This window comes from Denitromonas ohlonensis (genome assembly GCF_007625205.1).
GTDB classification, from domain to species: Bacteria; Pseudomonadota; Gammaproteobacteria; order Burkholderiales; family Rhodocyclaceae; genus Nitrogeniibacter; species Nitrogeniibacter ohlonensis.
Genome location: NZ_VMNI01000002.1, coordinates 51,690 through 78,096, shown reverse-complemented (window position 1 = coordinate 78,096; position 26,407 = coordinate 51,690). Strand labels below are relative to the sequence as shown.

Here is a 26,407-nt window from a genome sequence, read left to right as displayed (position 1 = left end):
TGCGTTACCATCGCAGCCTTTCAGGGCTGCGAGCGGAAACTGCTGACTGGCCGGGAACCACAAAAAACGGGTTCTTGTTGCCGTCGCGAGCATTGGCAATTCCGCACAAGGTCGCATGGCGCCGGACCAAACCGGTCAGAGCGCAAGTATATGGCAGGATGATGGCGCAAAGCAAAAAGCTTGAAGTTCGACATGAACAGATCGACGCGGAGTCGGAAGGTCAGCGCATCGATAATTATCTGATGCGCATCCTCAAAGGCGTTCCGAAGAGTCATATCTATCGTCTTTTGCGCAGTGGTCAGGTGCGCGTCAACGGGCGACGGGCCAGCCAGACTTATAAGCTCCAGGTCGAAGACATGGTGCGGATACCGCCGGTGCAAGTGAGTACGGCGAGCGAACACCGGGTGGTGCCGGTCGGCAATGCGCTGCCGGTAATCTACGAAGATGATGCGCTGCTGGTCCTCGACAAACCGGCGGGGCAGGCGGTGCATGGTGGCAGCGGGGTGAGCTTTGGCGTGATCGAACAGCTGCGCAAGCAGCGCCCCGAGGCGCGGCTGCTTGAGCTGGCGCATCGCCTGGATCGCGAAACCTCCGGGTTGCTTATCGTGGCCAAGAAGCGCACGGCACTGGCGGCATTGCACGAGCTGATGCGCAATGGCGGGATCGAGAAGCATTACATCACGGTGGTCAGCGGTCGCTGGATGAACCCGCGTGAGCATATTCGTGCGCCGCTCTATAAATATTTGACCGCTGATGGCGAGCGACGCGTGCGGGTCCAGGCCGATGGCAAGGTGGCGCACAGTATCGTCACCTTGCGGCGACGCTGGAAAACGATGAGTGAGCTGGGCGTTGAGCTCAAGACCGGGCGCACCCACCAGATCCGTGTGCATCTGACGAATCATGGCTTTCCGCTGGTGGGCGACGACAAGTACGGCGACTTCGCGCTGAACAAGCGTCTGGCGAAAGAAGCGGGGCTTGCGCGCATGTTTCTCCATGCGGCGCGCTTGCAGTTTACTCATCCACTGACCGGCAAGGAGATACGGGTCGAGGCGCCCTTGCCGCCCGAATTGCAGGCGTTTCTGAAACAACTGGATGCGAACGAGGTGAGAGATGCCGGCGAAGCGGTATGAGTTGATCGTGTTTGATTGGGACGGCACCTTGCTGGATTCGGCGGGCGCCATCGTGCGGGCCATCCAGGCGGCCAGTGGCGATCTTGGGCTGCCGATTCCCGAGGACGCCCGCGCGCGTCATGTGATCGGTCTCGGGCTGGACGATGCCTTGCACTATGCGGTGCCCGAGCTGACAAAAAATCGTTACCCCGAGATGGTGGCGCGTTACCGGCACCACTATCTGTCGCGTGATCAGGAGCTGGTTCTGTTCGATGGCGTTGCATCGACCATTGCGCACCTCGCGGAAGAGGGCTGGCTGCTGGCGGTGGCGACCGGCAAGAGCCGTGTCGGGCTGGATCGCGCCCTGGTGCATAGTGGCCTTGGCGCGCATTTTCATGCGACACGCTGCGCGGATGAGTGCTTTTCGAAGCCGCATCCGGCGATGCTTCAGGAATTGATGAGCGAGTTGTCGGTTGCGCCTGAACGGACCCTGATGATCGGTGATACCACGCATGACCTGCAGATGGCGCAGAACGCCGGTGTCGATGGGCTGGCGGTCAGTTTTGGTGCGCATGATGTCGATGCGCTGGCGTCGGTGCCGTCAGTGGCTTTGTTGGCGACGCCTGCGGAGTTGGACCAGTGGCTGCGCCAGAACGCCTGATCTGTGCGTCGAGCGACCTGGCCGAGGGGGGCGACGGGGTGCGCTTCGAAGTGGATACAACGTCCGGGCGACTGCCCGCCTTCGTGGTTCGTTTCGAGGGGCAGCCGCGAGCCTTCGTGAATCAGTGCGCGCACGTGCCCGTCGAACTCGATTGGCAGGAGGGCGCTTTTTTTGATGCGGATGGCCGCTATCTTATTTGCGCCACTCACGGCGCGACCTACGATCCGGTGTCCGGCGCCTGTGTCTTTGGCCCGTGTCGCGGTGCGGCGCTAAAAAAGCTCGCGGTGGTCGAGGCCGATGCTGCGGTCTGGCTGCTTGGCGCTGACGATTAGGCGCGGGTCAGGCCAGCAGGAGAAATACCGTCGGGACTTTGCCCAGCTCCGGCAGCGTTTGTTTTTTCCAGTTCGCGACGCTGCGCGTTTGAATCCATTCGTCGGCCGTGGTGACGCCGCGGGCGATGCATAGCCGCGTGTTTGGCCGGCAGGTGGCGACAAGCGATTCGAGCATGCGCTGGTTGCGGTAGGGTGTTTCGATAAACAGTTGGGTTTGCGACTTCTGTGTCGATTCGGCCTCGAGTGACTTGATGGCCGCGGCGCGCTCGTTATCATGCACCGGCAGATAGCCGTGAAACGCAAACTGTTGTCCGTTCAGCCCCGAGGCCATGAGTGAGAGCAGCAGGGAGGACGGGCCGACCAGCGGGACGACATGAATGCTCAATTCGTGTGCGACTTCAACCAGCAAGGCGCCAGGATCCGCCACCGCCGGCACGCCGGCTTCCGACATCAGGCCGATGTGGGTGCCGCGCAGGGCGGGTGCCAGGAGCTCGCGCAGTGCGGTGGGTGTTGGCGCCTCGGGCAGGGGCTGGATATTCAGCTCGCGCAGCGGGGTCGGGTGCTCGAGTCGCTTGAGGTCGGCGCGCGCGGTCTTGGCGTTTTCCACGACGAAGTGGGTTAATGCACGGGCGATGGCCGCGGCGTCCTGCGGTAGCGTCGCCGTCCATGGGCTGTCGCCCAGGCTGGCGGGTACCAGGTAGAGCTTGCCGTGAGCGTTGCTCATGGGATCGCGACGCCTTCGGCGCGCAGCATCCGGGTGAGCGCGATCAGGGGCAGGCCGATCAGCGCGGTCGGGTCGTCGCCGCTCAGCGCTTCGAGCAGGCTGATGCCCAGGCCTTCGACTTTGGCGCTGCCGGCGCAATCGAGCGGCATTTCCTTTTCAACGTAGCGGATGATTTCATCGTCGCTCAGGTCGCGGAAGTGCACCACGGTCGGTACGCCGGCGACCTGCGTGTTGCCGGTGCTGCTATTGATCAGTGCGACAGCGGTGTGAAAGACCACGCGCTGGCCACGCATTTGTTGTAATTGTGCAACAGCCTTCGGCACGCTACCCGGCTTGCCGAAGCGCTGGGCGCCGAGGTAGGCGACCTGATCGCTGCCGATGATCAAGGCGTCGGGCGAACGATCCGCGAGGACATTGGCCTTGGCGATCGCCAGCCGCTCTGCGGTTTGATCCGGCATTTCACCATCAAGCGGTGTTTCATCGACCTCGGGGCGCGCGACCACGAACGGCAGGCCGAGGCGCTCCAGTAATTGACGACGGTAGATGGATGTGGAGGCGAGGATCAGGGGCATGGCACGGAAGGCAGTTGGGCTTTGACACAGGTAATCGAAAATACTATCATGCGCCGCTTATGTCGCGAGATACCTACGTGATTGATTCGCTGGTCTTCGCGCGCGAAGGTAGGCAGAAGGCAGGGCGGGAGCCAGTAAGCGGCTTTGAACGCCTGTCCAGTCTGGTATGCGCGCCGTCGGGTGATGTGGATTTCACCGTGACGGGTGTGCAGAACAACCAGGATGAATCCTTTCTTGAGATCGCTGCGAGCTGCACTTTGGTGCTGCGGTGCGAGCGGTGTCTTGAAGCGATGTCCTGGCCAGTCGAGGTCTCCGGTCGTTTGTTGCTTGTCCCGCCGGGCAAGCCGATGCCGGATGAAGATCTCGAGGTGGATGAATACGATCCGATTCGAGCCGATAGCGCCCTTGAGGTGTTGCCGCTGGTTGAGGAAGAGATTCTGCTCGGAATGCCCTTTGCGCCGAGGCACGAACATTGTGAAGCGCCGCTGCCGTTGGGCGGTGCTGTTAAAAAATCGCCGTTTGCCGTACTCGAAGGTTTGAATACGACAAAAGGCACTGAAAAATGATTGCTCCAAGGAGTTTTTGCAATGGCTGTTCAACAGAACAAAAAATCGCCCTCCAAGCGTGGCATGCGTCGTTCGCACGACGGCCTGACCGCTGCACCTTTGGCGGTTGAGTCGACCACGGGTGAAGTTCACCTGCGTCACCACATCAGCCCGAACGGTTTCTACCGCGGCAAAAAAGTCATCAAGACCAAGGGCGAGTAAGCCTTGTCGAAAAATTCGGCGCGACGCGTCCTGCGTTCGCGCCGTTTTTTCGTCCCTATCCCCCCTGAATTACTGACCCGACGTCGATGAATGTAACTATTGCTGTCGACTGCATGGGTGGCGATCACGGCCCGTCCGTGACGGTTCCTGCTGTCTGCGACTTTCTCAAGCGCGGTGCTGGCCCTCAGATTGTGCTGGTTGGCCGGGCCGAAGCCATTGAGCCTCACTTGGCCGCGATGCCGGCAGAGGTGCGCCAGCGCGTGCGCATACAGGCTGCAAGCGAAGTCGTCGGGATGGACGAGCCGCCCGCCACGGCAATGCGCAACAAGAAAGATTCGTCGATGCGGGTGGCCATTAATCTGGTCAAGTCAGGCGAGGCGCAGGCCGCGGTATCTGCCGGAAATACCGGTGCGCTGATGGCGATCTCTCGCTTTGTCCTCAAGACCTTGCCGGGTGTCGATCGACCGGCGATTGCCTCAATTCTGCCTTCGATGCGCGGCCGTACCTATGTGCTGGATCTTGGTGCCAACGTCGACTGCACGGCAGAGCACCTGCTTCAGTTCGGTATCATGGGCGCCAGCCTGGTCGCGGCGGTCGAGCATATTGATCGACCCACCGTGGGGCTGCTTAATATCGGTGAAGAAGAAATCAAGGGTAATGAGGTGGTGAAGCGTGCCGCCGAGTTGTTGCGGGGGAGTGGTCTGAATTTCTTTGGCAATGTCGAAGGTAACGATATTTTCAAAGGCACCACCAATGTGGTCGTGTGCGATGGGTTTGTCGGTAACGTTGCGCTGAAAGCGTCCGAAGGGCTCGCCCAGATGATGGCCACCTTCCTGCGTGAAGAGTTTGGCCGTAATCTCCTGACCAAAGCCCTGGCGGTGCTGGCGATGCCAGTGCTGACACGTTTCAAGGGGCGGGTGGATCACCGGCGTTACAATGGCGCAGCCTTGGTCGGCTTGCGCGGCGTGGTGGTCAAGAGTCATGGCTCTGCCGATGCGTTTGCGTTTGAGCAAGCCATTGCACGGGCGGCCGAGGCGGCAGGTAACCGTTTGCTAGAGCGCATTACCGAGCGGATGGGAATGCGGGAGGACGCTGAATGATTTACGCGCGAATCGCCGGGACGGGCAGTTGTTTGCCAGGCACGCCGGTGACCAATGATGATCTGGTGGCACGCGGCATTGATACGTCGGACGAATGGATCGCCACCCGTACCGGGATTCGGGCGCGCCACTTCGCCGCCGACGGACAGAATTCGAGCGACCTGGCAGAAACCGCATCGCGCCGAGCCATAGAGGCGGCGGGTATTCAGGCTGACGATATTGATCTGATCATCGTTGCGACCTCGACCCCGGATTATATTTTCCCGAGCACGGCGGCACTGTTGCAAGCGCGACTTGGCATTCGCAACGAGAGCCCCGCGTTTGACGTCCAGGCCGTTTGCAGCGGCTTTGTTTACGCATTGTCTGTGGCCGATAAGTTTATCCGCTCGGGTAGCCACAAGAAGGCGCTGGTTGTCGGTGCCGAAGTGTTTTCTCGGATTCTCGACTGGAATGACCGGACGACCTGTGTGTTGTTCGGTGATGGCGCCGGCGCCATTGTGCTTGAAGCGTCGGATCAGCCGGGTATTCTTGCGACGGCACTGCATGCCGACGGTGCGCACAACGAGATTTTGTGTGTACCGGGAACCGTTGCGTCGGGCAAGGTGTTGGGCGATCCCTTCCTGCGCATGGACGGGCAGGCCGTGTTCAAATTTGCTGTCAAAGTGCTCGGTGATGTGGCGCAGGAAGTGCTCGCCGCAACGGGCTCGACCGTGGATGAGGTCGACTGGTTGATTCCGCACCAGGCAAATGTCCGTATTATTCAGTCCACCGCGAAGCGCCTCAGCTTGCCTTTGGAGCGCGTGGTCAGTACCGTCGCGAGCCACGGCAATACGTCGGCCGCGTCGATTCCGCTGGCGCTCGATACCGCGATTCGCGATGGCCGCGTCCAGCGCGGGCAGCGGTTGGTGCTCGAAGGTGTGGGTGGCGGCTTTACCTGGGGCGCTGCGCTGGTTCAGTATTGAGTCAGGCTGTTCAAGGAATAACAATGAAGTTTGCTCTCGTTTTTCCCGGTCAGGGTTCGCAAGCGGTTGGCATGATGGCGGCGTATGGCGATTCGCCCGAAATCCGTCAAACCTTCCAGGAGGCGTCCGACGCGCTTGGCGAAGATTTGTGGGCCATGGTTGCCGACGGCCCTGCCGAGTTGCTGTCTCAGACCGTCAATACGCAGCCGCTGATGCTCACGGCCGGCGTTGCGGTCTATCGCGCCTGGTTGGCCGCGGGCGGCCCGGTGCCTGATGTGGTGGCCGGCCATAGTCTGGGTGAATACAGTGCGCTGGTAGCAGCCGGGGTGTTGAAGTTTTCAGACGCCGTGCCGCTGGTGCGTTTTCGCGCCGCGGCCATGCAAGTGGCCGTGCCTGCGGGTCAGGGGGCCATGGCGGCCTTGCTTGGCCTGGATGCCGATGCCGTGGTAGCGGTTTGTGCCGAAGTGGCCGAGGGCGATGTTGTCGAAGCTGCGAATTTGAATGCCCCGGGGCAGATCGTTATTGCGGGCAGTAACGCCGCGGTAGAACGCGCCATGGCCCTGGCGAAAACACGCGGCGCCAAGCGCGCGGTGCTGCTTCCGGTGAGTGCGCCGTTCCACTGTGCCCTGATGAAGCCTGCCGCGGTGCAGTTGGCAGAGCGTCTGGCGTCGGTTGAACTGAATGCGCCAAGCATTCCTGTGCTGAATAACGTAGATGTTGCGGTGTGCTCGTCAGCGACGGATATTCGCGATGCCTTGGTGCGTCAGGCGTATTCTCCGGTGCGCTGGATCGAATCTGTGGAGGCGATCGCTGCGCGCGGTGCGTCTGCCGTGATTGAATGCGGCCCAGGCAAAGTGCTGGCCGGTCTCACGAAGCGCATCGTTCGCGACGTGCAGGGCGCGGCACTGGTCGACGAAGCCTCAATTCAAGAGGCGATTGCTTTGGTGAAGGAAAGCGCATGACGAAAGTACTTGAGGGTCAGATTGCATTGGTAACGGGCGCGTCCCGAGGTATTGGCCGAGCCATCGCCATGGAACTGGCGGGGATGGGGGCGACCGTGATCGGTACCGCCACGTCTGACGCTGGCGCCGCTGATATTGCCAAGGCCTTGGCTGAACGCGGTTTTGGTGGCACCGGCCTGGCGCTGAATGTGACCGATGCAGCAGCCTGCGATGCTGCGATCGCCACGATCGAAAAAGAATTTGGCGCGGTTGGTATTTTAGTTAACAACGCCGGCATCACGCGTGACAACCTTGCCATGCGCATGAAGGATGACGAATGGGATGCCGTCGTCGATACCAACCTCAAAGCCGTGTTCCGTATGTCGCGTCTTGTGATGCGGGGCATGATGAAGGCGCGCCACGGTCGCATCATCAACGTGACCTCGGTGGTTGGTAGCTCCGGTAACCCGGGGCAGGCCAATTACGCAGCCGCAAAAGCCGGCGTGGCGGGCATGGCCCGTGCGTTGGCGCGTGAGCTGGGCAGCCGGAATATCACGGTCAATTGTGTTGCGCCGGGCTTCATCGATACCGACATGACCCGTGCGCTGCCTGATGGCGCACGTGAGGCATTGACGGGGCAGATTGCGGCCGGACGCCTTGGAAAACCTGAAGAAATTGCAGCTGCGGTGGGCTTTTTGGCATCGCCAGCTGCGTCCTATGTCACTGGTACGACCTTGCATGTCAATGGTGGCATGTACATGGCGTAAACTTGACGCTATGGGTGCGCTACCTTTTTGGTAGAATACGCCCGCCTTAACTACATACCCGCATATCCGGGAAGGAGCTATTTCATGGAGAACATCGAACAACGCGTCAAGAAAATCGTCGCGGAGCAACTCGGTGTTAACGAGTCCGAAATCAAGAACGAGTCCTCGTTCGTGGACGATCTTGGTGCTGATTCGCTGGACACCGTGGAACTGGTGATGGCACTCGAGGAAGAGTTTGAGTGCGAGATTCCGGACGAAGAGGCTGAGAAGATCACCTCCGTGCAGCAAGCGATCGACTACGTGACTGCGCATCTGAGCAAGTAATCAACTGATATCGGAGCGAACATTGACCCGTCGCAGAGTTGTTGTGACCGGCCTGGGGATCGTATCCCCAGTCGGAAATACCATCCCGGATGCTTGGGACAACATTGTAAATGGCCGCTCCGGCATCACGGAGATTACGCGCTTTGACGCGTCGGCCTTCCCGGTGCGTATCGCCGGGGAGGTCCAGAATTTTGATGTCGGCACCTATCTGTCGCCCAAAGAGGCGCGACGGATGGATACCTTCATCCACTTCGGTATGGCCGCCGGAATGCAGGCTGTGCGCGATGCCGGGCTTGAGGGCGTCACTGGTGCGGACGCCGAGAGAATCGGTGTGAACATCGGTTCGGGCATTGGCGGCTTGCCGATGATCGAGGCGACGCACGATGACTACCTTCGGGCGGGTCATCGCAAGATTTCGCCGTTCTTCATCCCGGGCACCATCATCAACATGATCGCGGGCCACCTGTCGATCATGTATGGCTTCAAAGGCCCGTGTCTGGCCATGGTGACGGCATGTACCACGGCCACCCACTGTATTGGCGAAGCAGCACGCATGATCAAATACGGTGACGTCGATGTGATGGTCGCCGGTGGTGCCGAGGCCACGATCACGCCTTTGGCCATCGGTGGTTTCGCTTCGGCGAAAGCACTGTCGACCCGCAATGACGACCCCGCAACCGCCAGTCGTCCGTGGGATTCAGGACGTGATGGTTTCGTGCTGGGCGAAGGTGCCGGCGTGGTGGTGCTCGAAGAATACGAGCGCGCAAAAGCCCGTGGTGCCAAGATTTATGCCGAGGTGGTGGGTTACGGTCTGAGCGCCGATGCCTATCACATGACCGCGCCTTGCGAGGACGGTGACGGCGCAGCCCGCTCGATGACCAACGCCATCCGTGACGCCAAGTTGTCACCGACGGATTTCGATTACATCAACGCACACGGCACCTCGACGCCGCTGGGCGACGTGGCTGAAACCGTGGCGGTGAAACGCTGCTTCGGTGAACATGCCAAGGATCTGGTTGTTAGCTCCACCAAATCCATGACGGGTCACTTGCTCGGCGCTGCTGGCGGCGTGGAGGCGGTATTCACGGCGCTCGCGGTGCATCATCAGATTGCCCCGCCGACGATCAACATGGTGGATCAGGACCCGGCCTGCGATCTGGATTACGCGGCCAACAAGGCGCGGCCGATGGATATCCGTGTCGCCCTGTCGAACTCTTTCGGGTTCGGTGGTACGAACGGGACCTTGGCGCTGGCCCGAGTCTGAAAACATGACGGAGGCGGTGTTCCGCCTGCCGCTTACGCTGGAATTGAAGCCGTCGCGCTACTTGCGCCATCTATCGATGGTCTCAGGTGGCGCGGCGGCTTTGCTTTTGATCGTGACGCCGGGCGTCAGTGCATGGTTGAGCGCGGGCTGGGTCGCCGCATGGGCCGTGCTGTCGGTATTGGCGTGGTGGCGTCCCCCTGGCCCGTCACGACATCTGACGCTGCTGCCGGACGGGTGCTGGGTTGCGCCCGGCGAAGTGGCGGCGTGCGAACTCGCGGCGTCGAGCGTGGATCTCTTTGGCGTGTTCTGGCTGCATGGCCGCGGCGAGGACGGGCGGCGTCATGCGGTCATGCTTACGCCAGACGCGCTGACTCACCCGGAAGGATGGCGCTGGCTGTGTGTCTGGTTTCGAAATGCGCCGGGCCGTCGTCCGGCGGAGGCTCGCACCTGAACTACTTTGCTGACGTTTTCCGTGGCCGAAGCACCGTGTCGCGCGGCCGTGACTGAGTCCCTGGATAGTCGCGGCTGAAATGCAGACCGCGGCTTTCCTTGCGTCGCAGCGCACTGCGTACAATCAGATCGGCGGTGGTGACCAGGTTGCGCAACTCAATCAAGTCATTGGTGACCCGGAAGTTGGCGTAAAACTCGTCGATCTCACGGGTCAGCAGCCGAATGCGGTGTTGTGCGCGCAGCAGGCGTTTGTTGGTGCGAACAATGCCGACGTAGTCCCACATGAAGCGGCGCAATTCTTCCCAGTTGTGGGAGATCACGATTTCCTCGTCGGCATCGGTGACCCGGCTTTCGTCCCATGGCGGCAGGGGCAGGGGCGGGAGGACGGGCTGCGCCAGAATGGCGTCAGCAATGCCCTCGCTGAACACCACACATTCCAGCAGTGAGTTGCTAGCCAGGCGGTTGGCGCCGTGCAGGCCGGTGCAGGTGGCCTCACCAACGGCGTAGAGGCCGGAGAGGTCGGTGCGACCGTGCAGATCGGTAACGATGCCGCCGCAGGTGTAGTGGGCGGCAGGCACGACGGGAATCGGCTGGCGGGTGATGTCGATCCCCAGTTCCTCGCAGCGCGCGAGAATGGTGGGGAAGTGCGATTTCAGGAATTCGGCGGGTTTGTGGCTGATGTCCAGGAACACACAGTCCAGGCCGCGTTTCTTCATCTCGAAGTCGATGGCACGCGCGACGATGTCGCGTGGTGCAAGCTCGGCGCGCGGGTCATGCTCGGGCATGAAACGCTCGCCGCTGGGCAGGCGTAGCAGGCCGCCTTCACCACGAACCGCTTCTGACACCAGGAAGGACTTGGCTTGCGGGTGATACAGGCAGGTCGGGTGAAACTGGATGAACTCCATGTTCGCCACCCGGCAACCGGCCCGCCAGGCCATGGCGATTCCGTCGCCTGTCGCGGTGTCGGGGTTGGTGGTGTAGACGTAGACCTTGCCGGCGCCGCCTGTGGCCAGCACCGTGGCCGAGGCGCGCAGGGTCTTGACGTGCTCGTTGTCGATGTCGAGAACATATGCCCCAAGACAGCCTCGATCCGTCTGCCCCAGCTTGCTGCCGGGGATGAGGTCAATCGCGATATGTCGCTCGAGTACGGTGATGTTCGGGTGGGCCGCGACTTGTTGGCTGAGTGTGGCTTGGACGGCTGCGCCGGTGGCGTCGGCTGCATGAATGATGCGCCGGTGACTATGGCCGCCTTCGCGGGTCAGGTGGTAGCCGGTGGGGGTGTCCTCGTCGCGGGTAAATGGTACGCCTCGATCGATCAGCCACTCGATGGCGCGCCGGCTGTTTTCGACGACATGTTGTGTGGCGGCTCGGCTGTTGAGGCCGGCACCGGCGTCGAAGGTGTCCGAGACATGAGACTCGACGCTGTCGGCCGGATCGAGAACGGCGGCAATGCCGCCTTGTGCCCAGGCGCTGGCGCTGTCAGAGAGCATCCGTTTGGTGACGATCGCCACCCGGCGGTGTTCCGCCAGGCGCAACGCGAGGGATTGGCCCGCCAGGCCGCTTCCAATAATGACAACGTCGAAGGTTTCCACCGACTGGTTCCAGCGAAAAAATGGTCGGCGCCAACTATATCACTCGGTGTCACCCTGCTGGTGACGCAAAAACCCTTGCGCTGTCTGAACTATTCTTTCAACGAGGGGTCGATTGCTCAGGTTGATCTGTTTTTGGCGTGAGGCACCGGGTTGGTTATACTTTCGCGGTTTATTCGCTGCCGCGATCGATTTTCGTTTCCCCAAGCCAAATGACCGACCGAGAACTGGATCAACAACTTGTTGAGCGCGTACAGCGCGGAGACAAACAGGCCTTTGGCCTGTTGGTTTCCAAGTATCAGCGCAAGTTGCTGCGCTTGCTGTCGCGCCTGATCCGCGACCCTGCTGAGGTGGAGGATGTTGCGCAGGAAACATTCATCAAGGCCTATCGCGCGCTGCCAGCGTTTCGAGGCGAGAGCGCGTTTTACACCTGGCTTTACCGCATCGGGGTGAATACGGCGAAGAATTATCTGGTTGCTCAGCGCCGCAGGGCGCCGACGACCACGGGTTTCAATTCGGAAGAAGCAGAGACTTTTGATGATGGAGATCAGCTGAGGGACATCAATACGCCTGAGCGCTTGATGATGTCTCGTCAGATCGGACAGACCGTCGATATTGCGATGGAAGCGTTGCCGGAAGAGTTGAGAACGGCCATTGTTTTGCGCGAGATCGAGGGACTGAGCTACGAGGAAATCGCCGGCATCATGGAATGCCCGATAGGTACTGTGCGTTCGCGAATATTCCGGGCGCGCGAGGCGATTGCAGAAAAACTCCGGCCGTTGTTGGATACGGCCCCTGATCAACGGTGGTAGGTATGAAGGAACGTATTTCGGCACTGCTTGATGGCAATCTGGATGCGCAAGCGGTGGAGCCGGTCCTGAATTCAGTTGGCGAGTCCGCCGATGTTCGCCGTCAATGGGATCACTATTGTCTGATCGGCGATGCGCTTCGCAATGAGCCCGAGTTGTCTTGCGATTTGTCGGTACGGGTCATGGCGAGTCTGGCGCAGGAGCCTACCGTGCTTGCGCCGTTGGCCAGCCGGCCGCCGACATCGGCGTCGCCACTTGGCAAGTCTTGGGGGAAGCTCCTTCCCTTGGCTGCATCGGTGGCCGGTGTGGCCGTGGTGGGGTGGCTGGCGATTCCGCAAAGCACGGATACGTCGGTCATTCAAATGGCCAGCGTTGCGCCTCAGCCGCTGATGGCGAGCGCTGTCGAGACAAACCGACAGGATCGGGAGCCCTTGCGCGCGTATCTGTTTGCGCATCAGAGCCTGGCGAATCAAGGCGCTATTCCTGCTGTCGCACCGTTCGTCCGCACGGTCGCTGATGTGTCTGCCGGGGTGCGGCGATGAGGCACCGCCTCCTCGTCGTCTGCCTTTTCGTTTTTTGCGGCGCAGCCTCGGCCGGCCCGGAGAACGACGCCCTGTCCTGGATGAACCGGATGGCGGGCGCAGCGCAGAAGGTCAACTTTTCCGGCACGTTTTCCTATCTCAGCGGAAAACGCTTGGAGACGCTGCGGATTGCCCATGTGACAGGCCCGGAGGGCGACGTGGAGCGCATCGAGACGCTCGATGGAAACCCCCGGGAAGTGATTCGTACGAATTCGGAGGTTCGTTGTGTTCTGCCCGACCTCAAGACGGTGATCATCGACCGTATCGGGAATCGACGTGCGTTTCCGGCCCGCCTGCCGGTGGCGGTTGCGGCCCTGAACGAGTATTACCGGATTTCCCGCGGGGATATGAGCCGGGTCGCCGGACGCAAGGCGCAGTTGATTATCCTCGAACCCAAAGACAATCTTCGTTATGGCCACCAGTTGTGGGCAGACGAAGAGAGTGGTTTGTTGCTCAAGGCCCGCTTGCTCGATGGCAACGGTGAGTTGATCGAGCAGTTTGCGTTCAACGAGATACGCATCGGCGGAGACATCGACCCCGATCTGCTCAAGCAAAAATATGCGGTCGCCGACGACTGGCAGACGGTTAACGCCAAGGGCGACGAGGCCAGCGCAGATGCGTCCGCCTGGCAGTTGGGCGACATGCTGCCGGGCTATCGCCTGGTGTCGACGGTACGACGCTCGGTTGGCGCTCATGGCCAGTCGGTATTGCACATGGTGGTGTCGGATGGCTTGGCCAATATTTCGGTCTTTGTCGAGCCTGCGCAATCCCCCGATGACAGCGCCGGGTTCATGGATGCCGGTTCAATCGCCGTTTATGCCAGGAACGTGGCCGGACATCGTCTGACGGTACTGGGCGAAGCGCCCAATGAGGCACTGCGCCGTGTTGGTGACGGCATGACGGCGGCCAGCCAGTGATCGAAGCGCGGGGCATTGTGTTGCGTGCCGGCGAGGATCAGGCGTGGGTGCGTGTCGACGACCAACCCACGGGGTGTGGCCGTTGCAATGAGCCGGGCGGTTGTGGCGGGGCAAAGATTGCCCACGCTTTTGGCAAGCCCGACGAAGTCTTTCATGTTGAAAATCCGCAGCATTTTGTCGCCGGGGATCGTGTGCGTCTTCAGATTGATGATGGCGCGGCGCTGGGCGCAGCCGCGGTGACCTATGGTGTGCCGACGCTCGGCGCGCTGCTCGGTGCCGGCCTGGGTACGTGGTGGGCTGGCAATACCGGCGCGCTGACTGGACTGGTGGTCGCATTGATTGCCTCGGTGCTTTTCGTTCGCTCGATCGGTGGTCGGCGATTCTGGCGGCAAAAGCTGTCAGTTCGGTTGGCTGCTGACTCGGCGCTGTGTTCATCGACGCACACTGAAACCGCCTCACGCCATGATTAGGCGGGTCTGTTTGCATGTGATGGCGGCGGCCGTGTGCCTGTTTGCCGCCGGTGTGTCGGTGGCCGATGTTCTGCCAGATTTTCGCGCGCTGGTGCGAGAGCACGGTCCGTCCGTGGTCAATATCAGTATTTCCCAGCCTGAATCCAGCACAAAGCCGGTGCATCCCGACATATCGGAAAATCCGCATGTGCCCGATTTTCTGCGACGCCTGTTGCCGGAGGCGCCTGAGCCACAGCCGGAAGAACTTGAGCAGTCGCAGGGTTCGGGCTTCTTCATTTCTGATGATGGCTACATTCTGACGAACGCGCATGTGGTGGCTAATGCCCAGACGATTCAGGTGCGCCTGCTCGACCGTCGGGTGTATTCGGCCACGCTGATCGGGTCGGACAAGCGCGCGGATATCGCCTTGTTGAAGATCGATGGCAGTGGCCTGCCGGCGGTTCGGATGGGGGCGCCGGATGGCCTGGCGGTCGGCGAATGGGTGGTGGCAATCGGGTCACCGTTCGGATTTGAGAACAGCGTGACCGCAGGGATTGTCAGCGCGAAGGGGCGTGTGTTTCCCGAAGAGAGCTTCGTGCCCTTCATCCAGACTGATGTGGCGATCAATCCCGGCAACTCTGGCGGGCCGCTGTTCAATCTGGCGGGTGAAGTGGTGGGGATCAATTCCCAGATCTATAGCCGCACCGGCGGTTTCATGGGCGTGTCCTTCGCGATTCCGATTGACGTCGCCATGGACATCCAGTCTCAACTCAGAAGTACGGGCAAGGTGGCGCGGGGTCGGATCGGAGTGGGCATTCAGGAAGTGACGCCGGCATTGGCGGGCGCTTTCGCGCTGTCGTCGCTAGACGGAGCCCTGGTCGGAATGGTCGAGCCCGATAGCCCGGCGTTGCACGCCGGGGTGAGGGTGGGCGATGTGATCGCTCGTTTCGGCGAGACGCTCGTTCGGCGCTCAGACGACTTGCCACGCATTGTGGCGCGCGTGGCGCCGGGTCGTGATGTGCCGATGGAAGTGATTCGAGATGGGGCCCGCCACACGCTGACCGTCACGCTGGGTCATTGGCCAAGTGCTGAGCGCGCGTCATCGCCGCAGCGGCACATTCCGCCGAAACTGGATGATCTGGCCCGACGCGGGCTGACCGTGTCCGAGCCCAATGGCGCTCGATTGAAGACCGTTGGTGCGCAGTGGGGGCTTGAAGTACGGAAGGCAGAAGGTCCGGCGGCACGCGCCCGTCTGCGCGAGGGTGATTTGCTGGTGGCCTCGGTGATTGCTGGCAAGCAAACGCCGCTCAAGACACTCGAAGATCTCGATGCCGTCTTGAACCGCCTTGGGCCGCAGGAGGCGTTAACCGTCTTGCTGCAGCGGGGCGCTGGCCGGAGTTTTGTGGCGATTGAGTCGCGTTGATGGGCACGTTGCGATTGCTCAGCCGCAGCTGGTGTCATCTGTGCGACGAGATGTTGGCGGCGGCCAAGCCATTGACCGATGCGGCGGGCGCGGAGATCGACGTCGTCGATGTGGATAGCGATCCCGCGCTGGAGGCGCGCTGGGGTGAGCTGGTGCCGGTGTTGTTGGCGATCGATGGTCAGGAACTGTGCCATTACCACCTTGACGAGGCGGCGCTGCGTGCCTATTTGGCCCGATTTCCGATAGAATCCGCCGATTGACTACGCCCGGGAAACGAGGGTGCCGCAAGGCACCTTTTTTGTTGTGAATATGCGCCACATACGTAACTTCTCCATCATTGCCCACATTGACCACGGTAAGTCGACGCTGGCCGATCGCCTGATCCACCGCTGCGGCGGCCTGGCGGACCGGGAGATGGATGCCCAGGTGCTCGACTCGATGGATCTGGAGCGGGAGCGTGGCATCACCATCAAGGCGCAGACCGCCTCCTTGCTCTACAAGGCGAAGGATGGTCAGGAGTATCAGTTCAATCTGATCGACACCCCGGGGCATGTGGACTTCAGCTATGAAGTGTCGCGCTCCCTGCAGGCCTGCGAGGGCGCGCTGCTGGTGGTGGATGCGTCGCAGGGCGTGGAAGCGCAGACCGTAGCGAACTGCTATATGGCGATCGAGCAGAACCTGGAAGTGATTCCGGTGCTGAATAAGGTCGACCTGCCCGCCGCCGACCCTGAACGCGTGCGCGCCGAGATCGAAGATGTGATTGGCGTTGATGCGTCGGAGGCGACCTTGTGCTCGGCCAAGACCGGCCTGGGGATCGACGACATTCTCGAGACCGTGGTGCGGCGTGTGCCGCCGCCGGTGGGCGATCCGACGGCGCCGCTGAAAGCGCTGATCATCGATTCGTGGTTCGACAGCTATGTCGGCGTGGTGATTCTGGTGCGCGTGATCGACGGCTGCATCAAGGCCAAGGATCGTATGCGCCTGATGGCCAACGGCGCCGAGTATCCGGTCGACCAGGTGGGGGTGTTTACGCCGAAATCGTTGGTGCGCGAAACGCTATCGGCGGGTGAGGTGGGCTTTGTCATCAGCGGCATCAAGGTGATTTCCGACGCCAAGGTTGGCGATACGGTCACGCTGGCGTCGCGTCCGGCTGACAAACCTCTGCCGGGCTTCAAAGAAATCAAATCGCAGGTGTTTGCCGGCTTGTATCCGGTGGAATCCAACGAATACGAGCAGTTGCGTGAATCGCTCGAAAAACTGCAACTCAACGACGCTGCGCTGCGCTTTGAGCCGGAAGTGTCTCAAGCGCTGGGCTTTGGTTTTCGCTGCGGTTTTCTCGGCCTGTTGCACATGGATATAGTGCAAGAGCGACTCGAGCGTGAGTTCAATATCGACCTGATCACCACGGCACCGACCGTGGTTTACGAAATCCTGATGAAGGATGGTTCGTTGGTCAAGATCGAGAACCCGGCCAAACTGCCCGACCCGTCGAAAATGGACGAGATCCGTGAGCCGATCATTCGCGCGACGATTTACTTGCCGCAGGAATATGTTGGGGTGGTGATCACGCTGTGTACCCAGAAGCGCGGTTCGCAGGTGGATATGCGCTATCACGGCCGGCAGGTTCAGCTGATCTATGACATTCCCATGAATGAAGTGGTCATGGACTTCTTTGATCGCCTCAAGTCGGTATCGCGTGGCTACGCTTCGCTCGACTATGAGTTGCATTGCTATCAAGCGGCCGATCTGGTCAAGCTCGACATGTTGGTCAACGGTGAGAAGGTCGATGCGCTGTCGGTGATCGTACACCGTGCCAATGCGCATTTCCGCGGCCGTGAGTTGGCCGCCAAGCTGCGCGGCATCATTCCGCGCCAGATGTTCGACGTGGCCGTGCAGGCGGCCATCGGCTCGACCATCGTGTCGCGCGAGAACATCAAGGCCTTGCGCAAAAACGTGCTCGCCAAGTGTTACGGCGGAGACATCTCCCGCAAGCGCAAGCTGCTCGAAAAGCAGAAGGCCGGCAAGCGCCGGATGAAGCAGGTTGGTGCGGTCGAGATTCCGCAAGAAGCCTTCCTGGCGGTACTGCGTACCGACGACAGCAAGTAACCTCCCTGGAACGCAATCCGGAGTTGATGTGAATTTTGCCCTGATCCTTTTTCTGCTGCTGGTTGCAACCGGCGTACTGTGGCTGCTTGACAAGCTTTACGCGCGCAAGCTGCGTGCCCCCGGTGCGAGCGAACCGTGGTGGGTCGAATACGGTGCCAGCTTTTTTCCAGTCATTCTCGCGGTCTTTTTCTTGCGCTCTTTTTTGGTCGAGCCGTTCAAGATTCCGTCGGGATCCATGATTCCGACCTTGCTGGTGGGTGATTTCATCCTGGTCAACAAATACACCTACGGTATTCGTCTGCCGGTCATCAACAAGAAAGTTGTGGAAATGAATGCGCCGGCGCGGGGTGACGTCATGGTCTTCCGGTATCCGGAAAACCCTTCGCTCGACTACATCAAGCGGGTCGTCGGTCTGCCGGGCGATACCGTCGCGTATTTCGACAAACGCCTGACGATCAACGGCGAGCCGCTCGAAGTGGCGTCTGAGGGCGAGTATGTTCATCTCGACCGCCTCTATGCCAGCGCGCAGTTCAGTGAGAAGCTGGGTAATGTGGCGCACGCCTATCTCAATGATGCCGACAAACCGGCCTATGTGCCGCAACCCAAGCAGTTCCCGCAACGCGAGAACTGCACCTATACTAACAACGGCGTGCGTTGTACGGTACCGGAGGGGCATTACTTTGTCATGGGCGATAATCGGGACGACAGTAGCGACAGCCGATTCTGGGGTTTCGTGCCAGAGCAGAATATTGTCGGCAAAGCGTTTATGATCTGGTTCAACTTCAATGAGCCGAGCCGTATCGGCTTTTTCCACTGAAGGGCTATCGCATGAAGAACAAGCAAACGGGGATATCCCTGATCGGTGTGCTGATCGTTGGCGCCATTCTCGGTTTTTTGTTCCTGATCGGGATGCGCACGGTACCGGTGGTCACCGAGTACATAGCAGTGAAGCGGGTCATGAACGCGATCATCGAATCCAATCCGTCGCCCGAAACCCCGGTTTCGCAGTTGCGTGCCGATTTCGATAAGCGGGCTTACATCGGCGATGTGCGCACGGTAACGGGACGCGACCTGCTCATCGTCAAGCGTGGCAACAAATTCGAAATGTCAGTGACCTATTCACGCAAGGTGCCCATCGCCGGCAACGTGAGTTTGCTCATCGACTTCGATACCGGTGTGCTGCGCGGTGGTTCCTGATGGTGGTCGGGTGACTTTCGACACGCTTCAAGAACGGCTCGATTACCGTTTCAAGGATGCCTCCCGGCTGCGTCAGGCACTGACCCACCGCAGTTACGGTCAGCCGAACAACGAACGGCTGGAGTTTCTCGGCGACAGCGTAGTCAATCATGTGGTTGCGCTGGCGCTGTTCTCGCGATTCCCTGAGCTGCGCGAGGGCGATTTGTCTCGCCTGCGGGCGCAACTGGTGTGCCAGGACGCGCTGCACGGTATTGCCGCCAGCCTTGAACTTGGCACGGTGTTGCGTTTGGGAGAGGGGGAGCAGAAGAGCGGTGGCGCCGAGCGCCCGTCGATTCTTTCGGACGCCCTGGAAGCCTTGTTCGCGGCGGTCTATCTTGATGGTGGGTTTGACGCGGCCAAAACCGTGATCGACCACCTGTTCAAATCCCATCTGGCGAGACTGGATCCGAACACCAGCCTGAAAGATCCGAAAACCCGGCTGCAGGAATGGCTGCAGGCGCGCCGGAAGCAGTTGCCGAAATACCGCCTGGTCGAAACGCTCGGCGAGGCGCATGCGCAACAATTTGATGTCGAATGCACCATCGATGGCGGCCTGCAAACACGGGGCCTCGGTTCAAGCCGGCGAGCGGCGGAACAGCAAGCGGCGCTGCTTGCCATGGAAACCTTGGAAAAACATGCAGGATAATCACACTCCGGACGGCACGGCCTTCCATACGGGTTTCATCGCGATCGTTGGTCGACCCAATGTGGGCAAGTCGACGCTGATGAACCGGTTGATCGGCCTGAAGGTCAGCATTGTCTCGAGCAAGGCGCAGACTACGCGACACCGGGTGTCAGGCATTCTCACCGATGATACGGCGCAGTTTGTTTTTGTCGACACGCCGGGATTCCAGACCCGTCACCAGAATGCGCTGAATCGCACCATGAATCGCACGGTGACTCAGTCGCTCGCCGATGTGGATCTGGTGTATCTGGTCATCGAGGCGGGCAAGTTCGGCCCCGAAGACGAGCAAGTCGTGGCCTTGCTGCCGCGCGACGCCAAGGTGATTCTGGTCATCAATAAAGTCGACACGGTGGCTGACAAGTCCAGCCTGCTGCCGTTTATCGAGCGTATTCGTGGGGCTTTCCCGTTCGCTGAGGTCGTGCCCTTGTCGGCCGAGCGCGGCAAGAACGTCGACGCCTTGCTGAAGGTATCGCGCACCTATCTGCCCGAAGGCCCGCCAATGTTCGGGCCGGACGATGTCACCGATCGTAGCGAGCGTTTCCTCGCCGCTGAATTTCTGCGCGAGAAGCTTTTCCGTTTGCTTGGCGACGAGCTGCCCTATGGCATGACGGTCGAGATCGAGCGCTTCGAGGCCGACGGCGGCTTGCGCCGTATCAATGCCGCCATCATCGTCGACAAGCCGGGGCACAAGGGCATCGTCATCGGTAAAGGCGGCGAGCATCTCAAGCGCATTTCGACCGAAGCACGCAAGGCCATGGAAGAATTGTTTGGCGCCAAGATCTACCTCGAAGTCTGGGTCAAGGTGAAGTCCGGCTGGGCCGATGACGAGCGCGCACTCAAGAGCCTCGGCTACGACTGAGTGAGCGCGCCGTGGGCCAGAAGCAGCGCGTCGATCAACAACCCGGTTTTGTCCTGCACACCCACCCGTATCGGGAAACCAGCCTGATCGTTGAAGTGTTCAGCCGCGACTATGGCCGCATGGCCCTGGTCGCCAAGGGCGCGCGTCGCCCGATGTCCGCGCTGCGCGGCGTGCTGATGGCCTACCAGCCCTTGTTGCTGGACTGGTCGGGCAGTGGCGAGGTGAAGACGCTGATACGTGCCGAGTGGCTGGGCGGCCAGCCCTTGCTTTCCGGCAAGGAGTTGCTCTGCGGCTACTACCTCAATGAACTGCTCGTCAAACTGCTGCCGCGCGAAGACGCGCATGCCGAACTCTACGCGCACTACGCCGCTCTGATTCAGCGCCTGCCGGGCGAAACACGCTTCGAGCCGGTGCTGCGCGCGTTTGAACTGACGCTACTCTCCGAGCTTGGCTATGGCGTTCCGCTGGAACACGATGCCGAGACCGAGTCGCCCATCGAGGCCGACGCGCACTACGGCTATATAATTGATCGCGGCCCGGTGAGAGACGTATCGCCCGAAGATGGCCTGCCGATGGTCACGGGCCAGACCCTGCTCGACATGGCCGCCGGCCGTTTTGACGACCCGAAAACGCTGGTGCAGAGCAAGGCCTTGCTGCGCCACCTGATCCAGCACCACCTCGGCGCTCAGCCACTGCATTCGCGCCGGATGTTCAAGGAGTTGCAAGCACTGTGATTGAATTGGGCGTAAATATCGACCATGTGGCCACCTTGCGACAGGCGCGGCGCACCTGGGAGCCGGACCCGGTCTGGGCGGCTGTTGAGGCGCATCTGGGTGGCGCGGACGGCATTACCGTGCATTTGCGCGAAGATCGGCGGCATATCAACGACGACGACGTGCGCAAGCTGCGTGACCTCACGCAGGTGAAGCTCAACCTCGAAATGGCGGCCACCGACGAAATGGTCGGCATTGCCGCCGCGCTCAAACCCGAGATGGCCATGTTCGTGCCCGAGGGGCGACAGGAAGTCACCACCGAAGGCGGGCTCGACATCGTGTCGCAAGAGGTCGCGTTGCGGGCGTCGGTCAGCCGGCTCGCTGACGCCGGCATCTCGGTGAGCGTGTTCATCGATGCCGATCCGGCGCAGGTTGATGCCGCGGCACGTATCGGCGCGCGGGTGTGCGAAATCCACACCGGGCCGTATGCCGCGGCTTTCCATCGCGCCGGGCGCGATGCCCAAAGCCCCGCCGTGGTCGCCGAGATCGACAAGATCCGCCGCGCCGGTGAGATGATCCGTGCGGCCGGCATGCGCTTTAACGCCGGCCATGCGCTCAACTACTACAACGTTCAGCCCGTTGCGCGCCTCGCCGGCATTCGCGAGTTGCACATCGGCCACGCCATTGTCTCCCGGGCGGTATTCTCGGGTCTGCGCGAGGCGGTGCGCGAAATGAAACGCCTGATGCGCGAAGCCGCCCGGCAAGGCGAGTCAGGCGGGGCATGATCCACGGCATCGGCACCGACATGGTCAGCGTCGCGCGTATCCGCCAGGCGCTGGCGCGGCACGGCGATCGTTTCGCCTACCGCATTCTGGCGCCAAGCGAGCGTCAGGCCTACCACGATGCCCCGCAGCCCGAGCGCCTGCTGGCCAAGCGTTTTGCCGCCAAGGAAGCCTTTGGCAAAGCCTATGGCACCGGTGTTGCGGTGCCGGCCACCCTGCATTCAGTGGCGATCTCTCGCGACGCGCTGGGCAAACCGCATTACATTTTTCATGGCCAGATGGCCGAGATTGTTGCCCGCGACGGCCTGCGTACGCATGTCAGCCTGAGCGACGAGCTCGACTATGTGATCGCCTTTGCGGTGATTGAAAAGGATGCCGCCTGATGGCGATGACGCTGCCTCTCGGACCGGTGATGCTCGACGTTGCCGGCCATGCCCTCACTGATGACGAGCGCACGCGCCTGTGTCATCCGCTGGTTGGCGGGGTGATCCTGTTTGCCCGTAACTACGACAATCCCACGCAACTGGCGGCGCTCACCGCTGACATTCGCACGTTGCGCGTGCCGGCCTTGTTGATCACGGTCGATCATGAAGGCGGGCGGGTGCAGCGCTTTCGCGAAGGCTTCAGCGCGGTGCCCGCAATGGGCGTGTTGGGCAAGGCCTGGTCGGATGACCCGGTCGCCGGTTGCCAGCTGGCCCGCGATGCGGGCCGGGTGCTGGCCAGCGAGTTGATCGCGCATGGCGTGGACCTGAGCTATACCCCGGTGCTTGATCTCGATTACGGCGTGAGCCGCGTGATCGGCGATCGTGCCTTCCATCGCGACCCGGACGCCACCATCGCGCTCGCAACCGCGCTGATCGACGGCATGGCCGACGCCGGCATGGGTTGCGTGGGCAAGCATTTTCCCGGTCACGGCTTTGTCGAGGCCGACTCGCATGTCGACATGCCGCGCGATGCGCGCGATTTCGATGCCATCTGCGCGCAGGACATGCGGCCGTTCCATACGCTGGCGCCACGCTTGGCCGGTGTCATGCCGGCGCATGTCATCTATCCGGCGGTCGATCCCCGGCCTGCGGGTTTTTCCCCGTTCTGGCTGCAGACCGTGCTGCGCGGCCAACTCGGCTTTGCCGGCGTGATTTTCAGTGATGATCTGACCATGGAAGCGGCCACCGAAGCGGGCGACATCGTCGCACGCGCCGAGGCCGCGCGTGTCGCGGGTTGCGACATGGTGCTGGTATGCAACCGGCCGGACCTGGCCGACACCTTGCTGTCGCGTTGGCAGCCCGAGGTGCCGCCAACACTATCGGATCGCCTGTGCGCCTTGCACGCGCGCCCCTGCGCTGACAGCGTCTGCCCAGGCAGCGAAGCCTATGACCAGGCCAAAGCACAGCTGGCGGCCTTGGCTGAGCGCACCCGGCGCGCCTGAGCAAGACCACGTGACCAGCTTCGACCATCAGACCTTCCTGCGCAACGCGCCGTCCGACCCCGGGGTGTACCGGATGATCGGCGAGGGAGGGCAGGTGCTGTATGTCGGCAAGGCCAAGAATCTCAAAAAGCGGCTGTCCTCCTACTTCCGTAGCCAGCTGGCCAGCCCGCGGATCGCCATGATGGTGGCGCAGATCGTGCAGGTGGAAATCACCGCGACACGCTCCGAAGCCGAGGCGTTGATTCTCGAAAACAACCTCATCAAGTCGCTGGCGCCGCGCTACAACATCTTGTTTCGGGACGACAAGTCCTACCCCTATATCACGCTCACGGCGCATGGCTTTCCGCGACTGGCCTTCCATCGCGGCGGCTTCACCAAGGGCGCGCGCTATTTTGGCCCGTTCCCGGGAAGCGTGTCGGTGCGCGACAGCATTCATCTGCTGCAAAAAGTCTTCAAGCTGCGCACCTGCGAAAACGGCGTCTTTGATCACCGCTCGCGTCCCTGTTTGTTGCATCAGATCCAGCGCTGCACGGCGCCCTGCGTTGGGCTGATCTCCGAGCAGGATTACGCCGCCGATGTGCGTCTGGCCACGCTGTTTCTCGAAGGGCGCACCTCCGAAGTCATCAACGGCCTGACCGACAGCATGGCGGCCGCGGCTGAGCGTATGGCCTTCGAGGAAGCCGCGGCGCTGCGCGACCAGATTCGCGCGCTCCAGCAAGTGCTGCACCGGCAGTACGTCGATAGCGGCAAGGAAGAAGACGTGGACGTGCTGTGTGCGGTCCAGTCCGAGGGCCTGGTGTGCGTCAATCTGGCGATGATCCGTGGTGGCCGTCACCTGGGCGACCGACCGCAGTTTCCGGTGGTCGATGGCGAATGCTCTACGCAGGATGTGTTGCTGGCTTTCATTGAGCAGCACTACGCGATGCTGCCGCTGCCCGGCAAGATCGTGGCCGCCATCGACGCCGCGCTCGTCAGGTCGGTGCTGGAGAGCCTTGGCAAACAGGCGGTCGTGACTGCGCCACGTCGGCCGATGGAAAAAGGCTGGGTGGAAATGGCCGAGCGCAACGCCACGCTCGCCATTCAGGCTCGGCTGGCGATGTCCGACCGCAGCGCCTCCCGGCTTGAGGCGTTGCAGCAGGCGCTTGGCCTGACTGAGCCGCCCGCGCGGATCGAATGCTTCGACATCAGCCATACGATGGGTGAGGCCACTGTCGCTTCCTGCGTGGTGTGCGAAGGCGGGGCGATGAAACGTGGCGAATACCGGCGCTACAACATCACCGACATCACGCCGGGCGACGACTACGCCGCCATGCGTCAGGTGCTGTCGCGACGCTACGAGAAAGTCGCCAGCGGCGACGGCGTGTTGCCTGATCTGGTGTTGATTGACGGCGGTCGCGGCCAGCTGTCGATGGCGCTCGAGGTGTTCGCCGAGCTTGGTCTGGCGGCCTTGCCGGCGGTCGGGGTGGCCAAGGGGGAGGGGCGCAAGCCGGGGCTGGAGTCGCTCATTTTCGGCGATGGCCGACCGCCCATGCATTTGTCGCCCGAATCGGCCGCGCTGCATCTGGTGCAGGAGATCCGTGACGAGGCGCATCGCTTTGCCATCACCGGGCATCGCGCCAAGCGTGGCAAGGCGCGTATCGGCTCCAAGCTTGAGCGTATCGCCGGCGTCGGGCCGACGCGACGGCGTGCGCTGCTCGCCACCTTTGGCGGTCTGGATGGCGTGCGTAGCGCGACGGTGGACGATCTGTGCCGGGTCGAAGGCATCAGCCGGACGCTCGCAGAGTTGATCCATGGCGAGCTCACTGGCGGTGAATCGTGACAAGCTGCGCCGCCAGCGGCTACACTTCGCGCCTGTACTCACGGTCGGCTTCGATCGGCGAGACAATGACATCCACTGACTCATGCCATTGAATATTCCCAACACGCTGACCTGGGCCCGGATCATCATGATTCCGGTGTTTGTCGGCGTCTATTATTTGCCCGACGGCATGATGACGCTGCCGGAGCGGAATCTTGCGGCGACGCTGGTGTTCGGCGTGGCCGCAATCACCGACTGGTTCGACGGCTATCTGGCGCGCAGCCTCGGTCAAACCTCGGCTTTTGGCGCCTTTCTCGATCCGGTGGCCGACAAGCTGATGGTGGCGGCCGCGTTGATCATGCTGGTGCAGTTGGGGCGTGCTGACGCAACAATTGCGGTAATCATCATCGGCCGCGAGATCACCATTTCCGCACTGCGGGAGTGGATGGCGCGAGTGGGGCGTTCCGCCAGTGTGGCGGTCGCCTTTGTCGGTAAATTAAAAACGGCTGCACAGATGGTGGCGATCCCGTTGCTTCTGTATAATGCGCCGCTGCTTTCGGTGCAATCGCAGTGGGTCGGGACCATTTTGATCTACATTGCGGCGGTGCTGACCCTGTGGTCCATGGGCTATTATTTGCACCGAGCCATGCCCATGTTGCGGGACAGTGAAAAAGGCTGAAAACGCCTTGACAGAAGAAAATGGCTGCCTATAATGGCGGTCTGTTTTGCGGGAATAGCTCAGTTGGTAGAGCGCAACCTTGCCAAGGTTGAGGTCGCGAGTTCGAGCCTCGTTTCCCGCTCCAGTATTCTGGGGAAAGCGCAGCTTTCCCCTTTTCACTCCCGAGAAATCGGATAGTGAATGGCCGACTTGGCAGTCGGTCAGTGGCGCGGTAGCAAAGCGGTTATGCAGGGGACTGCAAATCCCTCCAGGGCGGTTCGACTCCGCCCCGCGCCTCCAGGAAAGTATTGCGGGAATAGCTCAGTTGGTAGAGCGCAACCTTGCCAAGGTTGAGGTCGCGAGTTCGAGCCTCGTTTCCCGCTCCAAAAACACGAAGGGGAAG

Annotated in this window: 32 protein-coding genes and 3 tRNA genes; 32 read left to right on the top strand and 3 right to left on the bottom strand. The window is 61.3% G+C overall.

Annotation, left to right across the window (positions count from 1 at the left end):
• Positions 1-158: 158 nt before the first annotated feature.
• The 3 genes from FHP89_RS01150 to FHP89_RS01140 are packed head-to-tail and all read left to right on the top strand — an operon-like array spanning position 159 to position 2,102.
• Positions 159-1,130, top strand: coding sequence for an RluA family pseudouridine synthase (locus tag FHP89_RS01150; protein ID WP_144177247.1), 972 nt, complete (start codon positions 159-161; stop codon positions 1,128-1,130).
• Complete coding sequence (locus tag FHP89_RS01145) at positions 1,111-1,770, top strand: HAD-IIIA family hydrolase (RefSeq protein WP_144176629.1); 660 nt, start codon at positions 1,111-1,113, stop codon at positions 1,768-1,770. The genes FHP89_RS01150 and FHP89_RS01145 overlap by 20 nt, the downstream gene beginning before the upstream one ends.
• Positions 1,749-2,102, top strand: coding sequence for a Rieske (2Fe-2S) protein (locus FHP89_RS01140; RefSeq protein ID WP_144176628.1), 354 nt, complete (start codon positions 1,749-1,751; stop codon positions 2,100-2,102). Before FHP89_RS01145 ends, FHP89_RS01140 begins: the two co-directional genes overlap by 22 nt.
• A gap of 7 nt (positions 2,103-2,109) precedes the next feature.
• Here the strand turns inward: FHP89_RS01140 and FHP89_RS01135 are convergent, their stop codons facing one another.
• Both FHP89_RS01135 and FHP89_RS01130 read right to left on the bottom strand, forming a co-directional pair.
• Positions 2,110-2,826: an SAM-dependent methyltransferase gene (locus FHP89_RS01135; protein ID WP_144176627.1), complete on the bottom strand. Its 717-nt coding sequence runs from the start codon at positions 2,824-2,826 to the stop codon at positions 2,110-2,112.
• The gene (locus FHP89_RS01130) at positions 2,823-3,398 is read right to left on the bottom strand and encodes a Maf family protein (protein WP_144176626.1); all 576 of its coding nucleotides are present in this window, start codon (positions 3,396-3,398) and stop codon (positions 2,823-2,825) included. Before FHP89_RS01130 ends, FHP89_RS01135 begins: the two co-directional genes overlap by 4 nt.
• Before the next feature lie 77 nt (positions 3,399-3,475).
• Here FHP89_RS01130 and FHP89_RS01125 point away from each other — a divergent pair, with 77 nt between their 5' ends.
• The 9 genes from FHP89_RS01125 (at position 3,476) to FHP89_RS01085 (ending at position 9,974) form a co-directional block, all read left to right on the top strand.
• Positions 3,476-3,964, top strand: a complete 489-nt coding sequence (locus FHP89_RS01125) for a YceD family protein (RefSeq protein WP_186300272.1) — start codon at positions 3,476-3,478, stop codon at positions 3,962-3,964.
• 21 nt (positions 3,965-3,985) lie between these two features.
• Positions 3,986-4,165, top strand: coding sequence for a 50S ribosomal protein L32 (rpmF, locus tag FHP89_RS01120; protein ID WP_144176624.1), 180 nt, complete (start codon positions 3,986-3,988; stop codon positions 4,163-4,165).
• Positions 4,166-4,251: 86 nt separating this feature from the next.
• Entirely contained in the window at positions 4,252-5,265 is a 1,014-nt protein-coding gene (gene plsX / locus FHP89_RS01115) for a phosphate acyltransferase PlsX (protein WP_144176623.1), read from the top strand.
• Positions 5,262-6,227 (top strand): beta-ketoacyl-ACP synthase III, encoded by a 966-nt coding sequence (locus tag FHP89_RS01110; protein WP_144176622.1) that lies wholly within the window; start codon positions 5,262-5,264, stop codon positions 6,225-6,227. The genes plsX and FHP89_RS01110 overlap by 4 nt, the downstream gene beginning before the upstream one ends.
• 23 nt (positions 6,228-6,250) lie before the next feature.
• Positions 6,251-7,189, top strand: coding sequence for an ACP S-malonyltransferase (gene fabD / locus FHP89_RS01105; RefSeq protein ID WP_144176621.1), 939 nt, complete (start codon positions 6,251-6,253; stop codon positions 7,187-7,189).
• Complete coding sequence (gene fabG / locus FHP89_RS01100; RefSeq protein WP_144176620.1) at positions 7,186-7,935, top strand: 3-oxoacyl-ACP reductase FabG; 750 nt, start codon at positions 7,186-7,188, stop codon at positions 7,933-7,935. The genes fabD and fabG overlap by 4 nt, the downstream gene beginning before the upstream one ends.
• 84 nt (positions 7,936-8,019) lie before the next feature.
• Positions 8,020-8,259 (top strand): acyl carrier protein, encoded by a 240-nt coding sequence (gene acpP / locus FHP89_RS01095; RefSeq protein ID WP_144176619.1) that lies wholly within the window; start codon positions 8,020-8,022, stop codon positions 8,257-8,259.
• 22 nt (positions 8,260-8,281) lie between these two features.
• Positions 8,282-9,523 carry a beta-ketoacyl-ACP synthase II gene (gene fabF / locus FHP89_RS01090; protein ID WP_144176618.1) on the top strand — a complete coding sequence of 414 codons (1,242 nt, stop codon included), beginning with the start codon at positions 8,282-8,284 and terminating at the stop codon, positions 9,521-9,523.
• A 4-nt stretch (positions 9,524-9,527) separates the two neighbouring features.
• Positions 9,528-9,974 (top strand): protein YgfX, encoded by a 447-nt coding sequence (locus tag FHP89_RS01085; RefSeq protein ID WP_144176617.1) that lies wholly within the window; start codon positions 9,528-9,530, stop codon positions 9,972-9,974.
• 1 nt (position 9,975) lies between these two features.
• On the opposite strand, the gene nadB is transcribed toward FHP89_RS01085, so the two are convergent.
• Positions 9,976-11,565, bottom strand: coding sequence for an L-aspartate oxidase (gene nadB, locus FHP89_RS01080; RefSeq protein ID WP_144176616.1), 1,590 nt, complete (start codon positions 11,563-11,565; stop codon positions 9,976-9,978).
• A 209-nt stretch (positions 11,566-11,774) separates the two neighbouring features.
• On the opposite strand from nadB, the gene rpoE reads away from it, so the two are divergent.
• The 20 genes from rpoE (at position 11,775) to FHP89_RS00980 (ending at position 26,390) form a co-directional block, all read left to right on the top strand.
• Positions 11,775-12,374 carry an RNA polymerase sigma factor RpoE gene (gene rpoE / locus FHP89_RS01075; protein WP_144176615.1) on the top strand — a complete coding sequence of 200 codons (600 nt, stop codon included), beginning with the start codon at positions 11,775-11,777 and terminating at the stop codon, positions 12,372-12,374.
• A gap of 2 nt (positions 12,375-12,376) precedes the next feature.
• Positions 12,377-12,913 carry a sigma-E factor negative regulatory protein gene (locus FHP89_RS01070; RefSeq protein WP_144176614.1) on the top strand — a complete coding sequence of 179 codons (537 nt, stop codon included), beginning with the start codon at positions 12,377-12,379 and terminating at the stop codon, positions 12,911-12,913.
• Positions 12,910-13,869, top strand: coding sequence for a MucB/RseB C-terminal domain-containing protein (locus FHP89_RS01065; protein WP_260851433.1), 960 nt, complete (start codon positions 12,910-12,912; stop codon positions 13,867-13,869). The genes FHP89_RS01070 and FHP89_RS01065 overlap by 4 nt, the downstream gene beginning before the upstream one ends.
• Positions 13,866-14,339, top strand: coding sequence for a SoxR reducing system RseC family protein (locus tag FHP89_RS01060; protein WP_144176613.1), 474 nt, complete (start codon positions 13,866-13,868; stop codon positions 14,337-14,339). The genes FHP89_RS01065 and FHP89_RS01060 overlap by 4 nt, the downstream gene beginning before the upstream one ends.
• A 58-nt stretch (positions 14,340-14,397) precedes the next feature.
• On the top strand, positions 14,398-15,741 hold the full coding sequence (locus FHP89_RS01055; RefSeq protein ID WP_260851432.1) for a Do family serine endopeptidase: 1,344 nt from the start codon (positions 14,398-14,400) through the stop codon (positions 15,739-15,741).
• Entirely contained in the window at positions 15,741-16,001 is a 261-nt protein-coding gene (locus tag FHP89_RS01050) for a glutaredoxin family protein (RefSeq protein ID WP_144176612.1), read from the top strand. The genes FHP89_RS01055 and FHP89_RS01050 overlap by 1 nt, the downstream gene beginning before the upstream one ends.
• A gap of 49 nt (positions 16,002-16,050) precedes the next feature.
• Positions 16,051-17,847, top strand: coding sequence for a translation elongation factor 4 (gene lepA, locus FHP89_RS01045; protein ID WP_144177241.1), 1,797 nt, complete (start codon positions 16,051-16,053; stop codon positions 17,845-17,847).
• A gap of 28 nt (positions 17,848-17,875) precedes the next feature.
• Entirely contained in the window at positions 17,876-18,664 is a 789-nt protein-coding gene (gene lepB / locus FHP89_RS01040; RefSeq protein ID WP_144176611.1) for a signal peptidase I, read from the top strand.
• Between the two features lie 11 nt (positions 18,665-18,675).
• Positions 18,676-19,044, top strand: a complete 369-nt coding sequence (locus tag FHP89_RS01035) for a DUF4845 domain-containing protein (protein WP_144176610.1) — start codon at positions 18,676-18,678, stop codon at positions 19,042-19,044.
• Positions 19,045-19,054: 10 nt separating this feature from the next.
• Positions 19,055-19,729 (top strand): ribonuclease III, encoded by a 675-nt coding sequence (gene rnc, locus FHP89_RS01030; protein ID WP_144176609.1) that lies wholly within the window; start codon positions 19,055-19,057, stop codon positions 19,727-19,729.
• Complete coding sequence (gene era, locus FHP89_RS01025) at positions 19,719-20,627, top strand: GTPase Era (RefSeq protein WP_144176608.1); 909 nt, start codon at positions 19,719-19,721, stop codon at positions 20,625-20,627. Before rnc ends, era begins: the two co-directional genes overlap by 11 nt.
• An 11-nt stretch (positions 20,628-20,638) precedes the next feature.
• Complete coding sequence (gene recO, locus FHP89_RS01020) at positions 20,639-21,361, top strand: DNA repair protein RecO (RefSeq protein ID WP_144176607.1); 723 nt, start codon at positions 20,639-20,641, stop codon at positions 21,359-21,361.
• Complete coding sequence (locus tag FHP89_RS01015) at positions 21,358-22,125, top strand: pyridoxine 5'-phosphate synthase (protein WP_144176606.1); 768 nt, start codon at positions 21,358-21,360, stop codon at positions 22,123-22,125. Before recO ends, FHP89_RS01015 begins: the two co-directional genes overlap by 4 nt.
• Positions 22,122-22,505: a holo-ACP synthase gene (gene acpS / locus FHP89_RS01010; protein WP_144176605.1), complete on the top strand. Its 384-nt coding sequence runs from the start codon at positions 22,122-22,124 to the stop codon at positions 22,503-22,505. The genes FHP89_RS01015 and acpS overlap by 4 nt, the downstream gene beginning before the upstream one ends.
• A gap of 5 nt (positions 22,506-22,510) precedes the next feature.
• Positions 22,511-23,548 carry a beta-N-acetylhexosaminidase gene (nagZ, locus tag FHP89_RS01005; RefSeq protein ID WP_144177239.1) on the top strand — a complete coding sequence of 346 codons (1,038 nt, stop codon included), beginning with the start codon at positions 22,511-22,513 and terminating at the stop codon, positions 23,546-23,548.
• A complete protein-coding gene (gene uvrC, locus FHP89_RS01000) occupies positions 23,493-25,367 on the top strand; it encodes an excinuclease ABC subunit UvrC (RefSeq protein WP_144176604.1) in 1,875 nt (624 codons plus the stop codon). Before nagZ ends, uvrC begins: the two co-directional genes overlap by 56 nt.
• An 82-nt stretch (positions 25,368-25,449) precedes the next feature.
• Complete coding sequence (pgsA, locus tag FHP89_RS00995) at positions 25,450-26,025, top strand: CDP-diacylglycerol--glycerol-3-phosphate 3-phosphatidyltransferase (protein WP_144176603.1); 576 nt, start codon at positions 25,450-25,452, stop codon at positions 26,023-26,025.
• A gap of 48 nt (positions 26,026-26,073) precedes the next feature.
• A tRNA-Gly gene (locus FHP89_RS00990) sits at positions 26,074-26,149 on the top strand.
• Between the two features lie 81 nt (positions 26,150-26,230).
• Positions 26,231-26,304 (top strand) — tRNA-Cys (locus FHP89_RS00985).
• 10 nt (positions 26,305-26,314) lie between these two features.
• Positions 26,315-26,390 (top strand) — tRNA-Gly (locus FHP89_RS00980).
• Positions 26,391-26,407: the final 17 nt, after the last annotated feature.